The 16,796-nt window shown below is 66.8% G+C and carries 16 protein-coding genes, 1 rRNA gene and 1 pseudogene; 10 read left to right on the top strand and 8 right to left on the bottom strand.

The window, feature by feature from the left end; genetic code table 11:
• The first annotated feature begins 97 nt into the window (after positions 1–97).
• A 5S ribosomal RNA gene (gene rrf, locus PGN27_RS07060) occupies positions 98–210 on the top strand.
• 81 nt (positions 211–291) lie between these two features.
• Here the strand turns inward: rrf and PGN27_RS07055 are convergent.
• Together PGN27_RS07055 and PGN27_RS07050 are read right to left on the bottom strand one after the other, a co-directional pair.
• Positions 292–789: a methylated-DNA--[protein]-cysteine S-methyltransferase gene (locus tag PGN27_RS07055; protein ID WP_036463921.1), complete on the bottom strand. Its 498-nt coding sequence runs from the start codon at positions 787–789 to the stop codon at positions 292–294.
• Positions 786–2,279 (bottom strand): AlkA N-terminal domain-containing protein, encoded by a 1,494-nt coding sequence (locus tag PGN27_RS07050; protein ID WP_335325518.1) that lies wholly within the window; start codon positions 2,277–2,279, stop codon positions 786–788. The genes PGN27_RS07055 and PGN27_RS07050 overlap by 4 nt, the downstream gene beginning before the upstream one ends.
• Before the next feature lie 206 nt (positions 2,280–2,485).
• Between PGN27_RS07050 and PGN27_RS07045 the strand changes: the two genes are divergently transcribed.
• Entirely contained in the window at positions 2,486–3,139 is a 654-nt protein-coding gene (locus PGN27_RS07045) for a DedA family protein (protein WP_030137251.1), read from the top strand.
• On the opposite strand, the gene PGN27_RS07040 is transcribed toward PGN27_RS07045, so the two are convergent.
• Positions 3,128–3,325, bottom strand: coding sequence for a hypothetical protein (locus PGN27_RS07040; protein ID WP_141772489.1), 198 nt, complete (start codon positions 3,323–3,325; stop codon positions 3,128–3,130). The genes PGN27_RS07045 and PGN27_RS07040 overlap by 12 nt on opposite strands.
• Before the next feature lie 99 nt (positions 3,326–3,424).
• On the opposite strand from PGN27_RS07040, the gene PGN27_RS07035 reads away from it, so the two are divergent.
• Genes PGN27_RS07035 through glsA form a run of 3 tightly spaced genes read left to right on the top strand, consistent with a single transcriptional unit; the run spans position 3,425 to position 6,693 of the window.
• Positions 3,425–4,954 carry a hypothetical protein gene (locus PGN27_RS07035; protein WP_335325517.1) on the top strand — a complete coding sequence of 510 codons (1,530 nt, stop codon included), beginning with the start codon at positions 3,425–3,427 and terminating at the stop codon, positions 4,952–4,954.
• A 10-nt stretch (positions 4,955–4,964) separates the two neighbouring features.
• Positions 4,965–5,378 carry a hypothetical protein gene (locus tag PGN27_RS07030; RefSeq protein ID WP_335325516.1) on the top strand — a complete coding sequence of 138 codons (414 nt, stop codon included), beginning with the start codon at positions 4,965–4,967 and terminating at the stop codon, positions 5,376–5,378.
• Positions 5,379–5,400: 22 nt separating this feature from the next.
• Positions 5,401–6,693, top strand: a complete 1,293-nt coding sequence (gene glsA, locus PGN27_RS07025; protein ID WP_335325515.1) for a glutaminase A — start codon at positions 5,401–5,403, stop codon at positions 6,691–6,693.
• Here glsA and PGN27_RS07020 read toward each other — a convergent pair.
• Entirely contained in the window at positions 6,690–8,306 is a 1,617-nt protein-coding gene (locus tag PGN27_RS07020; protein WP_335325514.1) for an adenylate/guanylate cyclase domain-containing protein, read from the bottom strand. The two genes, glsA and PGN27_RS07020, sit on opposite strands and share 4 nt — an antisense overlap.
• Before the next feature lie 45 nt (positions 8,307–8,351).
• Between PGN27_RS07020 and nucS the strand changes: the two genes are divergently transcribed.
• Together nucS and PGN27_RS07010 are read left to right on the top strand one after the other, a co-directional pair.
• On the top strand, positions 8,352–9,026 hold the full coding sequence (gene nucS / locus PGN27_RS07015) for an endonuclease NucS (RefSeq protein ID WP_023986092.1): 675 nt from the start codon (positions 8,352–8,354) through the stop codon (positions 9,024–9,026).
• Positions 9,027–9,042: 16 nt separating this feature from the next.
• Entirely contained in the window at positions 9,043–9,327 is a 285-nt protein-coding gene (locus PGN27_RS07010) for an Rv1322 family protein (protein WP_335325513.1), read from the top strand.
• Here PGN27_RS07010 and mce read toward each other — a convergent pair.
• On the bottom strand, positions 9,324–9,800 hold the full coding sequence (gene mce, locus PGN27_RS07005; RefSeq protein WP_019511565.1) for a methylmalonyl-CoA epimerase: 477 nt from the start codon (positions 9,798–9,800) through the stop codon (positions 9,324–9,326). The two genes, PGN27_RS07010 and mce, sit on opposite strands and share 4 nt — an antisense overlap.
• Before the next feature lie 84 nt (positions 9,801–9,884).
• Between mce and PGN27_RS07000 the strand changes: the two genes are divergently transcribed.
• From PGN27_RS07000 to PGN27_RS06990, 3 genes are all read left to right on the top strand, one after another.
• On the top strand, positions 9,885–11,066 hold the full coding sequence (locus PGN27_RS07000) for an acetyl-CoA C-acetyltransferase (RefSeq protein ID WP_335325512.1): 1,182 nt from the start codon (positions 9,885–9,887) through the stop codon (positions 11,064–11,066).
• 65 nt (positions 11,067–11,131) lie between these two features.
• On the top strand, positions 11,132–11,518 hold the full coding sequence (locus PGN27_RS06995; RefSeq protein WP_335325511.1) for a DUF3817 domain-containing protein: 387 nt from the start codon (positions 11,132–11,134) through the stop codon (positions 11,516–11,518).
• 13 nt (positions 11,519–11,531) lie between these two features.
• Complete coding sequence (locus tag PGN27_RS06990; protein ID WP_335325510.1) at positions 11,532–12,419, top strand: tetratricopeptide repeat protein; 888 nt, start codon at positions 11,532–11,534, stop codon at positions 12,417–12,419.
• Between the two features lie 71 nt (positions 12,420–12,490).
• Here PGN27_RS06990 and glgB read toward each other — a convergent pair whose 3' ends face one another.
• The 3 genes and pseudogenes from glgB to PGN27_RS06980 all read right to left on the bottom strand — a co-directional run bounded on the left by glgB (position 12,491) and on the right by PGN27_RS06980 (position 16,766).
• Complete coding sequence (glgB, locus tag PGN27_RS06985; protein WP_418888645.1) at positions 12,491–14,353, bottom strand: 1,4-alpha-glucan branching protein GlgB; 1,863 nt, start codon at positions 14,351–14,353, stop codon at positions 12,491–12,493.
• Between the two features lie 36 nt (positions 14,354–14,389).
• Positions 14,390–14,689, bottom strand: a pseudogene (locus PGN27_RS25720) (GlgB N-terminal domain-containing protein); the annotation flags it as partial.
• A gap of 7 nt (positions 14,690–14,696) precedes the next feature.
• Entirely contained in the window at positions 14,697–16,766 is a 2,070-nt protein-coding gene (locus PGN27_RS06980) for an alpha-1,4-glucan--maltose-1-phosphate maltosyltransferase (RefSeq protein WP_335325508.1), read from the bottom strand.
• Between the last annotated feature and the right edge of the window lie 30 nt (positions 16,767–16,796).

Raw genomic sequence — 16,796 nt, 5'->3', positions numbered from 1 at the left:
ACGCACAAACCAGAAATGGTTTTGACGCACCCCACCACCAAAACACAAAGATTTCCCACAACACACAGTGGGACGCCCAGAAAAGGGTGAATAAAGTTACGGCGGCCATAGCGGCAGGGAAACGCCCGGTCCCATCCCGAACCCGGAAGCTAAGCCTACCAGCGCCAATGATACTACCCAACAGGGTGGAAAAGTAGGACACCGCCGAACACACATTAACCTCGGCCCTCCAACACAGTTGGAGGGCCGAGGCATTTGTGCATTCGAATACATGTCGAATACGAATACCGTTCAGTCGAACAATGACAATTCTGATAGCCGCTTTTCCATATCGAGCAGCGATCTTTTCCGGTCCAATCCGCCGCCGTAACCCGTCAGACTTCCATTTGCGCCGATGACGCGATGACATGGCACGATGATGCCGATGGGATTGTGTCCATTGGCCAGTCCGACCGCCCGGAATGCAGTCGGAGAACCGACCTGCCGCGCTATCTCGCCATAGGTTCTGGTCTGGCCGTAAGGGATGCTCAACAGCGCCTGCCACACACGTTGCCGGAAGGGTGTGCCGACGAGGTCGAGATCGAGATCGAATTCGGTCAACGTGCCGGCGAAATAGGCGGTCAATTGCGCGACGGCGTCTCCGAAGGCATCGTCATCGACCTCCCACCCCTCCCTGGACGGTTCATAGGTCTGGTCCTGCATCCGCAGGTGCCGAAGACGACCGTCGACCCCGGCCAGGGTCAGCGGCCCTACCGGACTGTCGATCACTCGTGCGCGCATGACTGTCATCGCTTCTCCTGCTGCTGAGGTGGCCACACGTTCACCGCGTGGTCCAGGGTCGTCCACAGGTGTTGGGTGGCGTAAGCACGCCACGGTCGCCATCGGGAACTGAATGTCGTCAGTGCGTCCGGCTTCTCGGGCAGGCCCAGTGCCTTGGCCGCGAGCTTGATGCCCAGATCCGTCGCCGGGAAGGCGTCGGGATCGCCGAGGCCGCGCATGGCGATCAGCTCCGTCGTCCACGGACCGATACCGGGCAAAGCCGTCAGCTGTGCTCGTGCCCGGTTCCAGTCGGCACCGCTGTCAAGGACGACCGAGCCGTCGGCCATCGCCGCGATGAGCGTCGTCAGGGTGCGGCGCCGGGACATGGGCATCGCCAGAGACTCGGAGTCGATCTCCGTCAGCTGGCTGGTGGTGGGGAACACATGGGTGAGTCCGCCCGCCGGGTCGGTCACCGGCGTTCCGTGTGCATGCACCAGCCGCGCGGCATGCGTGCGGGCGGCCTTCACCGACACCTGCTGGCCGAGCACCACTCGAACCGCCAGTTCCTCCTCGTCCGGGGTGCGCGGAATCCGCTGTCCCGGGGCCTTGGCCACCACCGCGGCGAGCGACGGATCTGCGCTCAACGCGTCCACGACAGCGGCCGGATCGGCGTCCAGGTCGAGCATTCGGCGACAGCGCGCGATCGCCGCGGACAGGTCGCGGAAGTCGTCGACGACGAGCCTGCACTGCACATGGTCGGGGTGCGGCGTCAACGCGACGATGCCGGCGCCGGACGGCAGCCGCAGGGTGCGGCGGTAGGCACCGTCGCGTACCTCCTCGACGCCGGTCACCCCGCTTGCGGCCAGGTGCCCGAACAGACCCTCGTAGGCAAACGGGGCGCGCACCGGGAGCCGTAGAGACAAGGCCTGACCACCGGCGGATTCACCGGTGTCGCGGACCCGAGCACGTGCGCGGAGTGCCGTGGGCGGCAGCGCGCAGATCTCCCGGATCGTGTCGTTGAACTGCCGGATGCTGCTGAACCCGGCGGCGAAGGCGACATCGCTGAACGGCAGATCGGTGGTCTCGATCAGGACGCGGGCGGTCTGGGTTCGCTGCGCACGCGCCAGCGCCAGCGGGCTGGCGCCCACCTCGGCGAGCAGCATCCGCTCCAGCTGCCGGGTCGTATAACCCAGCCGGTCGGCCAGCCCCGTAACCCCGGTGCGATCGACGGTGCCGTCGGCGATCAGGCGCATCGCGCGGGCGACCACGTCGCCGCGCACATTCCACTCCGGCGAACCAGGGGAGGCGTCGGGCCGGCATCGCTTGCAGGCGCGGAAGCCGGCCCGCTGCGCAGCCGCCGCGGTCGGATGGAACTGCAGATTGCGGGCCAACGGGGCGCGCGCGGGACAACTCGGTCGGCAGTAGATACCCGTCGAGCGCACCGCGGTCACGAACCAGCCGTCGAACCGCGCGTCTTTGGACTGCACTGCCCGATAGCAGCTGTCGAAATCCTCGTGCACCCCGTCAGCCTTACACCTCGCCACCGACATCACTGGCGGGAAAGCGACATCGCAGTGGCGATGCCGCCGACTTTCCTGAGCCCGTCCTCAGCGCATCGTGGGCACACTGGACTGGTCCAGTTGCCGCGGTCGACGCCGCCCACCGCCCGGGATCGGTATGAAAGTCCATCGGCCACCATCGCCTCAGATCTAGGAGCAGCACACGCATGACCTCCCCAGAAGAGGCCATTGAACTCGACGGCGTGGCCGGGTGGTCGGTGGACATGATGGAGGCGCTCGGCGGTCCTGGCGCCGGCCTGGCCATCTTCGTCGAGAACCTGTTCCCGCCCATTCCCAGCGAGGTCATCCTGCCGATGGCGGGATTCGCCGCGCGGCTCGGTGAATTGTCCCTGGCCGGGGCGATCTTCTGGACCACCCTTGGCTCGGTCTTGGGGGCGTGGATGCTCTACGGCCTCGGGGCCTGGCTGGGACATGACCGGATCCGCCGCATCGTCGCGCGGATGCCGCTGATGGACGCACAGGACGTGGACAAGACGCGCGACTGGTTCGACAAGCACGGGCACAAGGCGGTGTTCTTCGGTCGCATGCTGCCGTTGTTCCGCAGCTTCATCTCTATCCCCGCGGGTATCGAGCGGATGAATTTCGCCGTGTTCACGATGCTGACGGCAGTGGGCAGCCTGATCTGGAACTCGGTCTTCGTGTTGGCGGGCTATCTGCTGGGGGCCAACTGGCATCTGATCGACCCCTATGCCGCGACCCTGCAATACATCGTGCTCGGAGCCGCCTGCACGGCGGTCGGCTGGTTCATCTGGAAGCGGCTGCGCAGCCGTCGCGAGCTCTCGGTCGAATCAACGGTCTGATCGCAGATCGTCGGGCTGCTGGGTCAACGGCGGGGAGAACGTCGCCGAGGAGGGCGGCAAGAGCACCGTCGGCGGTGCGTGCATGGGCGCAGGCTCGACCTTGCCCACCTCCGGAAGTCCGCGGGCACACCCCGATGCCGACGCGACGAGTGCCGTCGCCAACATAGCCGCCGTGACCACGCGCATGGACATATTCTGGCTCATCCGGATCGCGCTGAGGGTTTTGGACCCGCCGACCGAACCCACGCTGCTATAACCGAGGTCTGAGGCCACGGAGGTGCGGCGATGCCCGATAACGCGGTACTGATCGGGCGGGTCGGCGCCCTTGCGGTGGCACTGGGAGTCGGGGTGGCGATAGCCGGTACGGCGGGGACTGCCGCGGCCGAGAGCACCGAATCGGGAGGTGGTGGCGCGCAGACCGACTCCCGACCGGAACGTGAATCGACGGCGGCCGGAGTGGCCGATGGTGCGCCCGAGTCCGGCGGCGACGATCGCACGGACCAGGACCAGGACCCGGACCCGGGGGACACCGGCCTGGAAAGCACTGAGAACGATGTCTCTTCCATACCGGACACCCGGACAGGTGGCGACGCCGTGGTCGGGGCCCGGACCCCGTCGGCGCGGCTGCCACGCACACTCACGGTGCGCACGGCCGATCGTGGCGAGCTATCCGTGGCCGATACCGATGACGAGCCCGATCCGGGACCATCGCCGGCAGACGTGGCCGCGCTGACGGCCCTCGGTGCGGCCCGGCGCGAGGTCGGGTCGGCGCCCTCGGTCGTCTCCCCGGCAGTGCTGGAGACGGCCGATCGGTCGACCCCGCAGGCGACACCCGTCGCGGCACCCAGCCCGCTGGGCACACCGCAGCAACTGGCCGCCGAACAGCTGGCCCAGCGCATCGCCGGATCGTTTCCGGTGCAGTTGGCGCGGTTGTTCCTCAAGGCCGGCTTCCACTCAGCGGCGCAGCGCCAATTCGACCGTGTCGGCGGGCCCGACCCGGAGAATCTCCGCCGCCTGGACGCAGCGGTGGACGCGTACGCCATGGGCGCGGCGTTTCAGCAGCAACTCCTGAACTCCGCCGAGCCGAGTGTGGTCATGCAGGTCGCGCCGCCGCACACCTGGTACGGCCAGAGCGTCGGCGCATCCCGCATCCTGTACGACAACCCGGACACGATCTACCGCTTCATGGGCGTCAACGGGGCCTCGTCCTATGTCATCCGAGGAACGTTCGCCGACCTGGACAACCTGCCTGCCGACACCAGCTTCAGCGTGCTCACCGGCCTGACCGGTAACACCGCTGCGGTACTGACCAAGGACCAGTTGGTGATCGAACCCGACGGCAGCTTCACCATCACCGCCGATGCGTCGCCGGCGGGCGGACGCACGAACCACCTGCAGTTGACCGCCGACACCACCCTCATCGCCACCCGGAACACCCTGTCGGACTGGGCGCGTCAGGCTCCGATGAGTCTGGAGATCACCCGGGTAGGTGGTCCGCCGAACAGTCTGTTCAGCCAACTCGGAGGATTCGCGATTCCTGGCATCGGCCCCGCGGTGGTGCGCAACTCTGCGCTGACGACGCTGGTGTCGCTGATACCGCCCCTTCCGTACGTACCCACCCTGCTGCGCGGGACCGTCACGGCGGTGATCATGTTGCTGGGCGTGCAGCGGGAAGAGACCTACATGAGGGTCGCCACCACCGACCCGGGTACCGGTGAGCGCATCGATCCCAATGTCCTGAAGGATCCGGCCCGCAACGCCGAGTTCCTCGCAACGCAGTTGCAGAGCGCGGGGGTACTTCCAACTCGCCGATGACCAAGCCCTGGTGATCACCGTCCGGCCCGGTGGGGCAGGGTATTTCGTCGTCCCGGTCACCGATGACTGGACCGTCACCGACGATTACTGGAATGTGCAGACCAGCCTGAACAATGCCCAGGCCGTGGCCGACGACGCGGACGGGACGACCTACACCCTCGTGCTGTCACCGACCGATCCTGGCGTGGCGAACTGGGTGTCCACCGGTGGGCTGAATCAGGGAACGATCTCCATCCGCTTCCAGGACCTGGACCCCGACCCTGCGATCCTGCCCGAGGTGGACGCGCGATCGGTGCGGTTGGAGGATCTGCCCGCCGAATTGCCATCCGGCACAAGGTGGGTCACCGCGGATGAACGCGCCGCCCAGTTGGCCGCCCGCAAAGCGGCATACGACCTGCGTTTCGCGCCCTACCCGCAGCCCTAGAGTGTCCACCTAGAATCCAGGTGTGTCCCACCTGGTGCAGAACTATCTCGACCGCGTCCGCCTCGAATACCAGGGCGTCGACGATGGTGAACTGGCCGACTACATTCCTGAGCTCGCCCAGGTGGATCCCGCCGGTTTCGGTCTCGCACTCTCGTCTGCCGACGGCTACGTGTACCAATCTGGCGATGCGGCAAGGGAATTCACCATCCAATCGATATCGAAGCCCTTCACCTACGCGTTGGCGCTGGACCGATCGGGCGCGGCGGCGGTCGACGCGAGGATCGGGGTGGAGCCTTCGGGGGAAGCGTTCAACCAGATCAGCGTGGACCCGGACACGAAGCGGCCGAAGAACCCGATGATCAACGCCGGTGCCATCGCTGCGGTGTCGCTGGTCCCGGCCACCTCCGCCGACGAGCGTTTCGCCCTGATCCAGGACTACTATTCGGCGTTTGCCGGGCGTCGCCTCGAACTCGACCATGACGTCTACGCCTCGGAGAAGGCGACCGGTAACCGAAACCGCGCGATCGCCTACATGCTGGCCAGTTTCGGTGTGCTCGACGATGATCCCGACCAGGTGCTGGATGTCTACTACCGGCAATGCTCGCTGAAGGTCACCGCGGTCGACCTGGCCCGGATGGCGGCAACCCTGGCCCGTAGCGGGGTCAACCCGCTGACCGGGCGGCGGGTCACCGATGCCACGGTGGTCCGGCGCACGCTGTCGGTGATGGTGACCTGCGGCATGTATGACGGGGCGGGGGACTGGGTCTCGGAGGTGGGTCTGCCCGCCAAGAGTGGGGTGGGCGGCGGCGTGCTCGCGGTGCTGCCCGGCCAACTCGGCATCGGGACCTACTCGCCGCTGTTGGACCCCAAGGGCAACAGTGTCCGCTCGATGCTGTTGTGCCGCAGGCTTTCCGAGGAGCTGGGCCTGCACTTCCTTACGGTGTCGCGTGACTCGCGGGCCACCATGCGGGCCAGCTACGAACCGTGTCCTGGCGTGCGGGTTTTCGAGACCCACGGTGACCTGTTGTTCCCGGGGGCCGAACAGGTGGTGCGCACCATCGAGCGGGCATGCAACGACCTCGAGGTCGCCATTCTCGATGTCTCGCGCATCGACGATATCGACTCCGCCGCCCGACGGATCTTCGCCGGGATGGGTGCCGAGCTCCGGGCGCAGGGAAAGCTGAGCTACCTCGTCGATCCCGATGGCATCGTGGCTCCCGAGGACGCGGCGCTCCGCGGGGAGTACGAGGCGATCCGGTTCCGCACCGTCGAGGATGCCGTCGAGGCCGCCACCGCGGGACTGCGGCCCCGCTAGTCGGAGTGCTGATGCGGGGTGGCCAGCCGGGTCGGCTCCTCCATGCCGCGCAGGGTGATCTGCTCGCCCAATGCCCAATGCGCACGCTCTGATTCGGAGGCCCCCTCTACGGTGGCCGAAGAGGCGACCAGATGCCCGGGCACCGACTTGGAGTACTCGCACAGTCGGGCCGCCTCGTTGACCGGTCCGCCGATCACCGTGTACTCGAACCTCTGCTTGGCGCCGACGTTGCCTGCCACCACCTGACCGGCGGCGACACCGATGCCGGCATCCACCTCGGGGACCTCGGCGCGCAGCCGGTCGGCCATCGCGCGGGCGGCCGCGAGCGCTTCGTCCTCGGCACTGTCCAATGACACCGGTGCCCCGAACACCGCCAGCACGGCATCACCCTCGAACTTGTTCACCAGCCCGTGATGGTTGTCCACCTCGTCGACGACGACCGCGAAGAATCTGTTGAGCACCTCGACGACCTCGACGGCGGGACGGCTGGCAACCAACCGTGTCGAACCGATGATGTCGATGAAAATGACTGCGGCATGACGTTCCTCGCCGCCGAGCTCGGGCCGTTCCTTCTCGGCGAGCAGTGCGACCTCGCGCCCCACATGCCTGCCGAAGAGATCGCGTACCCGTTCGCGTTCACGCAGTCCGTCGACCATCGAGTTGAATCCGCGCTGCAACTGTCCCAGCTCGGTGCCGTCGAACACCACGAGATTGGTCTCCAGATCACCCCGCTCGACGCGGTTGAGCGCCGAGCGCACCACACGCACCGGCGTCGCGGTGAGCCACGCCAGGATCCACATCAGGATGAAGCCGAACACCAGCGCGAACAACGCCAGGATCATCACCGCCACGGCAAACTGGGTCGGCGAGACGATCTGGATGGAGAGCGTGATGATCGCGGCCAGCAGGATGCCGAGCACCGGGACCCCGGAGCCGAGCGCCCAGACGGTCAGGGTGCGGCCCATGATGCCGGGGGCGAACCGGCGCGGCGGGGGACCGACCTCCAGGGCCTGGGCGGCGACCGGGCGCAGGGCGAACTCGGTGAACAGATAGCAGCTGGCCGAGACGACGATGCCGGGAAAGCTGATGCCGAGCAACACCTTGGGTACATAGTTGGAGTCCTGGAGCCCGTAGAGCAGCGTCAGCAGCACCGTGCCGCCGCCCCACAGCGCGAGCAGCACGCGGGTCAGCCGCCACGGGGCGAAGAACGTGTTGCTCTGGTCCTCGGCGGTGGGCACCCGCTCTTCGATGGCCCACCGGACGGTCCTGATGACCCGATTGGTCGCCCAGGCGACCCCGACGACGAAGGCCAGCACGATATAGGACGGTGCGACCGCGAAGGTGATCCACAGCACCTTGTCGTCGAACACGCTGGGCACCGGGAAGGTCACCGTGACGACCAGGATGGCCACGCCGACGCCGATGAGGTTGGCGCCGAGGGCGAAGGTGGTCAGGATCGCCTGGATCCGCACCCGTCGGCGGCGCTGGGTCTCCGAGACACGGCCGAGGATCCACGAGCCGTACTCCGGGGTGTCCGGTACCCGGCCGCTCTGCTCGGTGACCTTTTCCAGCACCTGGCCGAGTTTCTGGGCACGGTTCTTCTTCGCCGTCATCGTGGCGCAAGCCTAGTGACTGCGGCAGGCATCTATGGTGGTTCGGTGCGCCTCGTCATCGCCCAGTGCACCGTCGATTACGTCGGCCGTCTCACCGCCCATCTGCCATCGGCCCGCCGGCTGCTGTTGTTCAAGGCCGACGGTTCGGTCAGCGTGCATGCCGACGATCGTGCCTACAAGCCGCTGAACTGGATGAGCCCGCCGTGCTGGACCGAGGAACGGTCCGATGACACCGGCGCCGCGCTGTGGGTTGTCGAGAACAAGGCCGGCGAGCAGCTGCGCATCACGCTCGAGGAGATCGAGCACGATTCCAGCCATGAACTCGGCGTGGATCCGGGTCTGGTCAAAGACGGTGTCGAGGCGCACCTGCAGGCGCTGTTGGCCGAGCACGTCGAGCTGTTGGGTGCCGGGTTCACCCTGGTGCGCCGTGAGTACATGACCGCAATCGGTCCGGTGGATCTGATGTGCCGGGACGAGACCGGACGATCGGTGGCCGTCGAGATCAAACGACGGGGCGAGATCGACGGTGTCGAGCAGCTGACCCGATATCTCGAGCTGCTCAACCGCGACACCCTGATCGCCCCGGTCAGCGGCGTGTTCGCCGCCCAGCAGATCAAGCCGCAGGCGCGCACGCTTGCCGAGGATCGCGGAATCCGCTGCGTCATACTGGATTACGACAAGATGCGGGGGCTCGACAGCGACGAGTTCCGGCTGTTCTGATGGTGCGACGCTGCTGATGGGACGCCGCAATCGGTCCCGTCGCGAACCCGACCGGCGACCGCCGGCCTTGGGCACCGGGCGCGTGGAAGCTGGGCCCGACGGCAGGGACCATGAGGTGCGCCCCGTTCCGTCGGCGCGCGCGGACAAAACCTATCGTTGCCCGGGTTGTGACCACGAGATCAGGCCCGGCACCGCACATGTGGTGGCGATCCCGCTGCACGATGCGGAGGACCGCAGGCACTGGCACACGGCGTGCTGGGCCAACAGGGCCAACCGTGGCCCGACCAGACGCTGGTCCTAGTGATCGGCGGTGGCGCTCGGCTCCACCAACTCGATGAGGACGCCACCGGCGTCCTTGGGGTGGATGAAGTTGATCCGGGAGTCGGCGGTGCCGCGCCGCGGTGCGTCGTACAGCAGGCGGATGCCTTCTGCGCGCAGGCGCTCGGAGAGCGCCTCGATATCGCTGGTGCGGTAGGCCAACTGCTGCAGTCCGGGCCCATTGCGATCGATGAACTTGGCGATCGTGGACTTCTCGTCCAGCGGGGCGAGTAACTGGATCTGGGCGCTGCCCTTGGGGGCGCCGCGGACCGAGAGCATGGCCTCGCGCACGCCCTGCTCCTCGTTGACCTCTTCGTGCAACACGATCATGCCGAGGTGGTCGTGGTACCACTTGGCCGCCGCGTCCAGATCCGGGACGGCGATCCCGACGTGATCTACGGCGGTCACCAGAGCGCTCGCAAGCGCCGGACGGGCATCGGCGTGATCAGTGGTCATAGGCTAAAGGTAACCTGATTCCGCGGTTTTTAAGCCTGTGGGATAGGCCACATACATCTGATGCAGAACCCTTTGGAGGATGACATGACGACCTCGGTGATCGTTGCCGGAGCGCGCACCCCGGTAGGCAAGCTCATGGGGTCGCTCAAGGATTTCTCGGGTAGCGACCTCGGTGCCTTCGCCATCAAGGGCGCACTGGAGAAGGCCGGTATCGATGCCGGGATCGTCGATTACGTGATCATGGGGCAGGTGCTGACCGCCGGCGCCGGCCAGATGCCGGCCCGTCAGTCCGCCGTCGCGGCCGGGATCGGCTGGGACGTGCCTGCTCTGACCATCAACAAGATGTGCCTGTCGGGCATCGACGCCATCGCGCTGGCCGATCAGTTGATCCGCGCGGGTGAGTTCGAGGTCGTCGTCGCGGGCGGCCAGGAGTCGATGAGCCAGGCGCCGCATCTGCTGCCCAAGAGCCGCGAAGGCTTCAAGTACGGCGATACGACCCTGGTCGACCACATGGCCTATGACGGTCTGCACGATGTGTTCACCGACCAGCCGATGGGTGCGTTGACCGAGCAGCGCAATGACGTCGACCAGTTCACCCGCGCCGAGCAGGATGAGCTCGCGGCGCAGTCGCATCAGAAGGCTGCCGCGGCGTGGAAGGACGGCGTCTTCGCCGATGAGGTTGTGCCGGTGCAGATTCCGCAGCGCAAGGGCGACCCGATCGAGTTCGCCGAGGACGAGGGTATCCGCGCCAACACCACCGCCGAGTCCCTCGGCGGGTTGAAGCCGGCCTTCCGCAAGGACGGCACCATCACCGCGGGCTCCGCCTCCCAGATCTCCGATGGTGCGGCCGCGGTGGTCGTGATGAGCAAGTCCAAGGCCGAGGAGCTGGGGCTGGAGTGGTTGGTGGAGATCGGTGCGCACGGCGTGGTTGCCGGGCCGGACTCGACGTTGCAGAGCCAGCCCGCCAACGCCATCAAGAAGGCCATCGCGCGTGAGGGCATCACCGTCGATCAGCTCGATGTCGTCGAGATCAACGAGGCATTCGCTGCGGTCTCCCTGGCGTCCACGAAGGAACTGGGCGTCGACCCGGCCAAGGTGAATGTCAACGGCGGGGCCATCGCGATCGGTCACCCGATCGGCGCGTCGGGTGCGCGGATCACGCTGCACGCGGCGCTCCAGCTCGCCCGCAAGGGCTCCGGCTACGCCGTGGCCGCGCTCTGCGGAGCCGGTGGACAAGGCGACGCACTGGTGCTGCGGCGGCCCTGACCGCTGAGAATGCCCTCAGCGTGATCAACGACGCCACGTAGTAGCTGGCCTGCCGGTCGGGCAGAATGGCCGGCATGGCAAACAAGTATGACGTCCGCAGCGCTGCGGGCCTGTTCCGGATCGTCGCCGTCGCCGAGGCGCTCAGCTGGGCGGGCCTGCTGGTCGGGATGTACTTCAAGTACCTGGCCGGGACGACCACCGAGGTGGGCGTGAAGGTCTTCGGGCCCATCCACGGCGGCATCTTCGTGGCGTTCGTCGCGGCGGCCGTGCTGGTCGGGATCACCCGGAAGTGGAACGTCATCACCTGGGCGCTGGCGTTGCTGGGGTCGATCGTGCCGCTGGGAAGTGTGATCTTCGTCATCTGGGCCGACAAGCTGGGCCGCCTCGACGGCAGCGTCAGCGGTCCCACCGAGCTCACCGATAGCGCAGTCACGCCCCATTCGGCGGCGTGACAAAATTGGGGACGTGACACGACCTCGCCCCAATATCGGACCGGCGCTTGCCGGCGCATTCGATCTGTCCGCACTCAAGGCACCCCCGCCGGGCCGCGAGGATGCTGCAGCCGCTCCGGCCGGCGCGGTCGAGGTGACCGAGGCCAACCTGGAAGCCGAGGTGCTGGTCCGCTCCGGTGAGATCCCGGTGGTGGTGCTGCTGTGGACACCGCGCAGCGATACCAGCGTGCAGCTCGCCGACACGCTGGCAGCGCTGGCCCAGTCCGACGCGGGTAAGTGGTCGCTGGCCACGGTCAACGTAGACACCACCCCTCGGGTTGCGCAGATGTTCGGCGTGCAGGCGGTGCCGACGGTGGTGGCTTTGGCCGGCGGCCAGCCGATCTCGAGCTTCCAGGGGCCGCAGCCCGCCGACCAACTGCGCCAGTGGATCGATTCCCTGCTGAGCGCCACCGCCGGGAAGCTCAGCGGGGTGCCCGAACAGGCCGAGGAGGTGGACCCGGCCTTGGAGCAGGCGCGCGCGTACCTCGACGCCGGAGAGTTCGACGCAGCCCTGGCGGCTTACCAGGACATCCTTGCCGCCAAGCCGCAGGACCCCGAGGCCGCCGGTGCGGTCCGCCAGATCACCTTCCTGCAGCGCGCCACCACCCGCTCGCCGGAATCGCCGGCGTTGGCCGATGCCGCGCCGGGGGATGTCGAGGCCGCGTTCGCCGCCGCCGATGTCGAGATTCTGCAGCAGGACGTCACCGCCGCGTTCGACCGGCTGATCGCACTGATCAAACGCACCGCCGGCGATGAGCGCACGGCCGCCCGCACCCGACTTATCGAGCTGTTCGAGCTTTTCGACGCGGCCGATCCCGAGGTGATCGACGCTCGCCGCAAGCTGGCCAACGCGCTCTACTAGCGAGCCGAGCAGACGGATATGCCCCCTATTTCGCAGGAAATAGGGGGCATATCCGTCTGCTCGCGGGCAGGTCAGCTCTCAGGCTCGAACCACAGCGCCGACAGTGGCGGAAGCGCCATCACCGCTGAGGCCGGCCGACCATGCCAAGGCTCATCGGTCGCCTCGACCGCACCCAGGTTGCCGATTCCGGATCCGTTGTAGACCGTGGCGTCGGTGTTGAGCACCTCGCGCCATGTACCCGCCTTCGGCAGGCCCAACCGATACTGCGCGTGCTCGTTACCGGAGAAGTTGAACACGCACGCCAACATCGAGCCGTCGTCGCCGAAGCGCAGAAAGCTCAGCACATTGTTGGCCGAGTCGTTGGCGTCGATCCAGGAGTATCCCTCCGGCACGGTGTCGCGCGACCACAGCGCCCGCCGGTCGCGGTACAGAGCATTGATATCAGTGACGAGCTGGGAGATTCCGGTGGAGAAGCTGTTCTCCGACAACTGATACCAGTCCACACCGCGTTCCTCGGACCACTCGGCCCGCTGACCGAATTCCTGGCCCATGAACAACAGCTGCTTGCCGGGGTGTGCCCACTGATAGGCCAATAGGCTCCGCAGCCCGGCCGCCTTGTTGTGGTCGTTGCCGGGCATCCGGCCCCACAGGGTGCCTTTGCCGTGCACCACCTCGTCATGACTGATGGGGAGTACATAGTTCTCGCTGAAGGCGTAGAGCATCGAGAACGTGATCTCGTGGTGGTGGTAACTGCGGTGGATCGGGTCACGCTTGATGAACTCCAGCGTGTCGTTCATCCAGCCCATGTTCCACTTCATCGAAAAGCCCAGACCGCCAAGGTTGGTCGGGCGGGTGACACCGGGCCACGAGGTGGACTCCTCGGCGATGGTGACGATGCCGGGGGAGACCTTGTGCACGGTGGCGTTCATCTCCTGCAGGAACTGCACCGCCTCCAGGTTCTCGCGGCCGCCATAGACGTTGGGGGTCCACCCGTCGGCCGGGCGTGAGTAGTCCAGATAGAGCATCGAGGCCACCGCGTCGACCCGCAGACCGTCGACGTGGAACTCCTGCAGCCAGTACAGCGCGTTGGCCACCAGGAAGTTGCGCACCTCGGCGCGCCCGAAGTCGAAAACGTAGGTGCCCCAGTCGAGTTGCTCACCGCGGCGGGGGTCGGAGTGTTCGTAGAGCGGGGTGCCGTCGAACCTGCCCAACGCCCAGGCGTCCTTCGGGAAGTGGGCCGGCACCCAGTCGACAATGACACCGATACCGGCCTGATGCAGCGCGTCGATCAGGTACCGCAGGTCGTCCGGGGTGCCCAGGCGGGGCATCGGCGCGTAGTACGAGGTGACCTGGTAGCCCCAGGAACCGCCGAACGGGTGAGCCGCCACCGGCAGCATCTCGACATGGGTGAAACCCTGTTCGGTGACGTAGTCGACGAGTTCCACCGCGAGTTCGCGATAGCTCAGTCCGGGACGCCATGACGGCAGGTGCACCTCCAGCGTGCTCATCGGCTCGAACACCGGATTCTGCAGCGCACGCTGGGACATCCAGTCCTGGTCGTTCCATTCGTACTCGCTGACCGTCACCCTCGATGCGGTCTGCGGCGGCACCTCGGCGGCGAACGCCATCGGGTCTGCGCGGTCAACGACCGATCCGTCGGCCCCGTGTACCCGGAACTTGTAGAGACCGTCGGCGGGGAAGCCGGGCCAGAAGACCTCCCACACTCCTGAGGAGCCCAGGCTGCGCAGCGGAGCCTCGTTGCCACCCCAGAGGTTGAACTCGCCGATCAACGTCACGCCCTTGGCATTTGGCGCCCAGACGGCGAACGACACACCCTCGACCGGTCCGTCGGGGGTGTCATAGGTCCGCGGGTGCGCACCGAGGACCTCCCACAACCGCTCGTGGCGCCCCTCGGCGAACAGGTGCAGGTCCATCTCGCCCAGCGTCGGCAGGAAGCGGTACGCGTCGGCGACGGTCAGCGCCGGCGCGTTCGGGTACTGCACCTCCAGGCGGTAGTCGATCAGCTTCGTGATCGGCACCGCCACCGCGAACAGACCGGCGTCGACGTGGGTCAGCGGATGCCGCTGACCGCCGATCAGCGCGGTCACCGATTCGGCATGCGGGCGCAATGCCCGGATGACGGTGTGATCGTCGTACTCGTGCGCACCGAGGATGGAATGCGGGTCGTGGTGCTCTCCGGCGATGAGCCGGCCCAGATCCGTATCGGACGGTCGCAGATGGCTGTCGGAGACGGGATTGGTTCGGGTCACGGTGTTCTCACTCCCTACGCAGCAGGTTCAGTCGAGCGTCCTGCGGTATCAGCGGCATGTTCAGCACATGCGCGACGGCCCGGCCGGGTTCCAGGCGGACGTAGTTGCTCTGTCCCCAGTGGTATTCCTCGCCGGTAATCTCGTCGCGCACCCAGAACCGGTCGTAAGGCTCCATACCCAGCGCCGCCATGTCTAACCACACGGTGCCGTCCTCGGGGCCGAACGGGTTGAGCGTCACCACCACCAGTACGCAGTCACCGGTCACCGGATCGAATTTGCTGTAGGCCAGTAGCGCGTCGTTGTCGACATGGTGGAACCTGATGGTGCGCAGTTGCTGTAGAGCCGGATGCAGGCGCCGGATCTCGTTGAGACGACTCAGGAACGGCTCCAGGGAGTTCCCCGATGCCAGCGCTGCCTCGTAATCGCGCGGCCGCAACTCGTACTTCTCCGAGTCGAGGTACTCCTCGCTGCCCTCGCGGACAGCCTGGTGTTCGTAGAGTTCGTAACCCGAGTAGACACCCCACACCGAACTGAAGGTCGAGGCCAGCACCGCGCGGATGGCGAACATGCCGGGGCCACCGTGCTGCAGGCTCTCATGCAGGATGTCCGGGGTGTTGACGAACAGGTTGGGCCGCGCGATATCGGCGTACTCGGCGATCTGTTGGCCGTACTCGACCAACTCCCACTTGGCGGTCCGCCACGTGAAGTACGAATAGGACTGGGTGAAGCCCAATTTCGCCAGACCGAACAGTCGTGCGGGCCGGGTGAACGCCTCGGCAAGGAACAGCACGTCGGGATCGTCGTTCTTGACCTTGCCGATCAGCCAGGCCCAGAAGTTCGGTGGCTTGGTGTGCGGGTTGTCGACCCGGAAGATCTTCACTCCGTGCGACACCCAGTAGCGGACCACCCGCAGCACCTCGGCGTACAACCCGGCCGGATCGTTGTCGAAGTTCAGCGGGTAGATGTCCTGGTACTTCTTGGGAGGATTCTCCGCGTAGGCGATGGTGCCGTCGGGCAGCACCGTGAACCATTCCGGATGGGCCTGGGCCCACGGGTGGTCCGGTGCGCACTGCAAGGCCAGGTCCAGTGCCACCTCCAGGCCCTGATCCCGTGCCGCACCGACGAATTCGTCGAAATCGGAGATGGTGCCCAGATCGGGGTGCACGGCATCGTGACCGCCCTCACTGCTGCCGATCGCCCATGGCGAGCCGACATCACCATCCGAAGCGGTGACCGTGTTGTTGCGACCTTTGCGGTGCACGGTGCCGATCGGGTGGATAGGCGGGAGGTAGACGACGTCGAACCCCATCCCGGCCACCCGCGGCAATTCCCGAGCGGCGGTGGCGAAGGTGCCGTGCACGGGCCTGCCCTGGTCGTCCCAACCGCCCGTGGACCGCGGGAACAACTCGTACCAGGCGCCGAACCGGGCCAGCGGCCGGTCGACCCAGATGCCGTACTGCTGACCCCGGGTCAGCAGCTCGCGCAGCGGGAAGCGATGCAGCAGATCTGCGATGCCGGGGGACAGCGCCGCGCCGGCCCGGACGAACGGATCACCGGGTTGGCGCAGCGCGCCGGCCGCGTCGAACAGCGGCTGCCGGTGCTCACGCGGCATCCCGGCCGCGGCGCGTTCCAGCAGTTGGGCGCCGACGATCAGATCGTTGGAGAGCTCGGCCTCGCCCTGACCGGCGTCGAGCTTGGCGATGATGCCCTTGCGCCATGTCGCGATGGGATCTCCCCAGCCGTCGACGCGGTAGGTCCACATGCCGACCTGATCGGGGGTGAATTGGCCGTGCAGTACGTCGGGCGTACGTCCCGGGCTCATCGGCAGCAAGAGCGGCTTGATCCGTGGGGGAGTCACCGGCGCGGGCGGCTCGGGTGCAATGCCGGGCGGGTCGTCGACCAATCGGGGATACGCGGTGCCGTGGTAGCGCACCACCAACGTTGCAGCCACCGCATCATGGCCCTCACGCCACACGGTGGCCTTGATCGGCACGACCTCGCCGACCACCGCCTTCGCGGGGAATCGGCCACCGGACAGTACGGGCGCGACATCGTCGATCTCGATCCGACCGGCCACCCACCAACTCCTCACTGATCCGGTCGACCG

The sequence above is a fragment of the Mycolicibacterium neoaurum genome, from assembly GCF_036946495.1.
GTDB classification, from domain to species: domain Bacteria; phylum Actinomycetota; class Actinomycetes; order Mycobacteriales; family Mycobacteriaceae; genus Mycobacterium; species Mycobacterium neoaurum_B.
The sequence above is the reverse complement of the archived record's forward strand: the minus strand, read 5'-3'. Positions and strand labels throughout refer to the sequence as shown.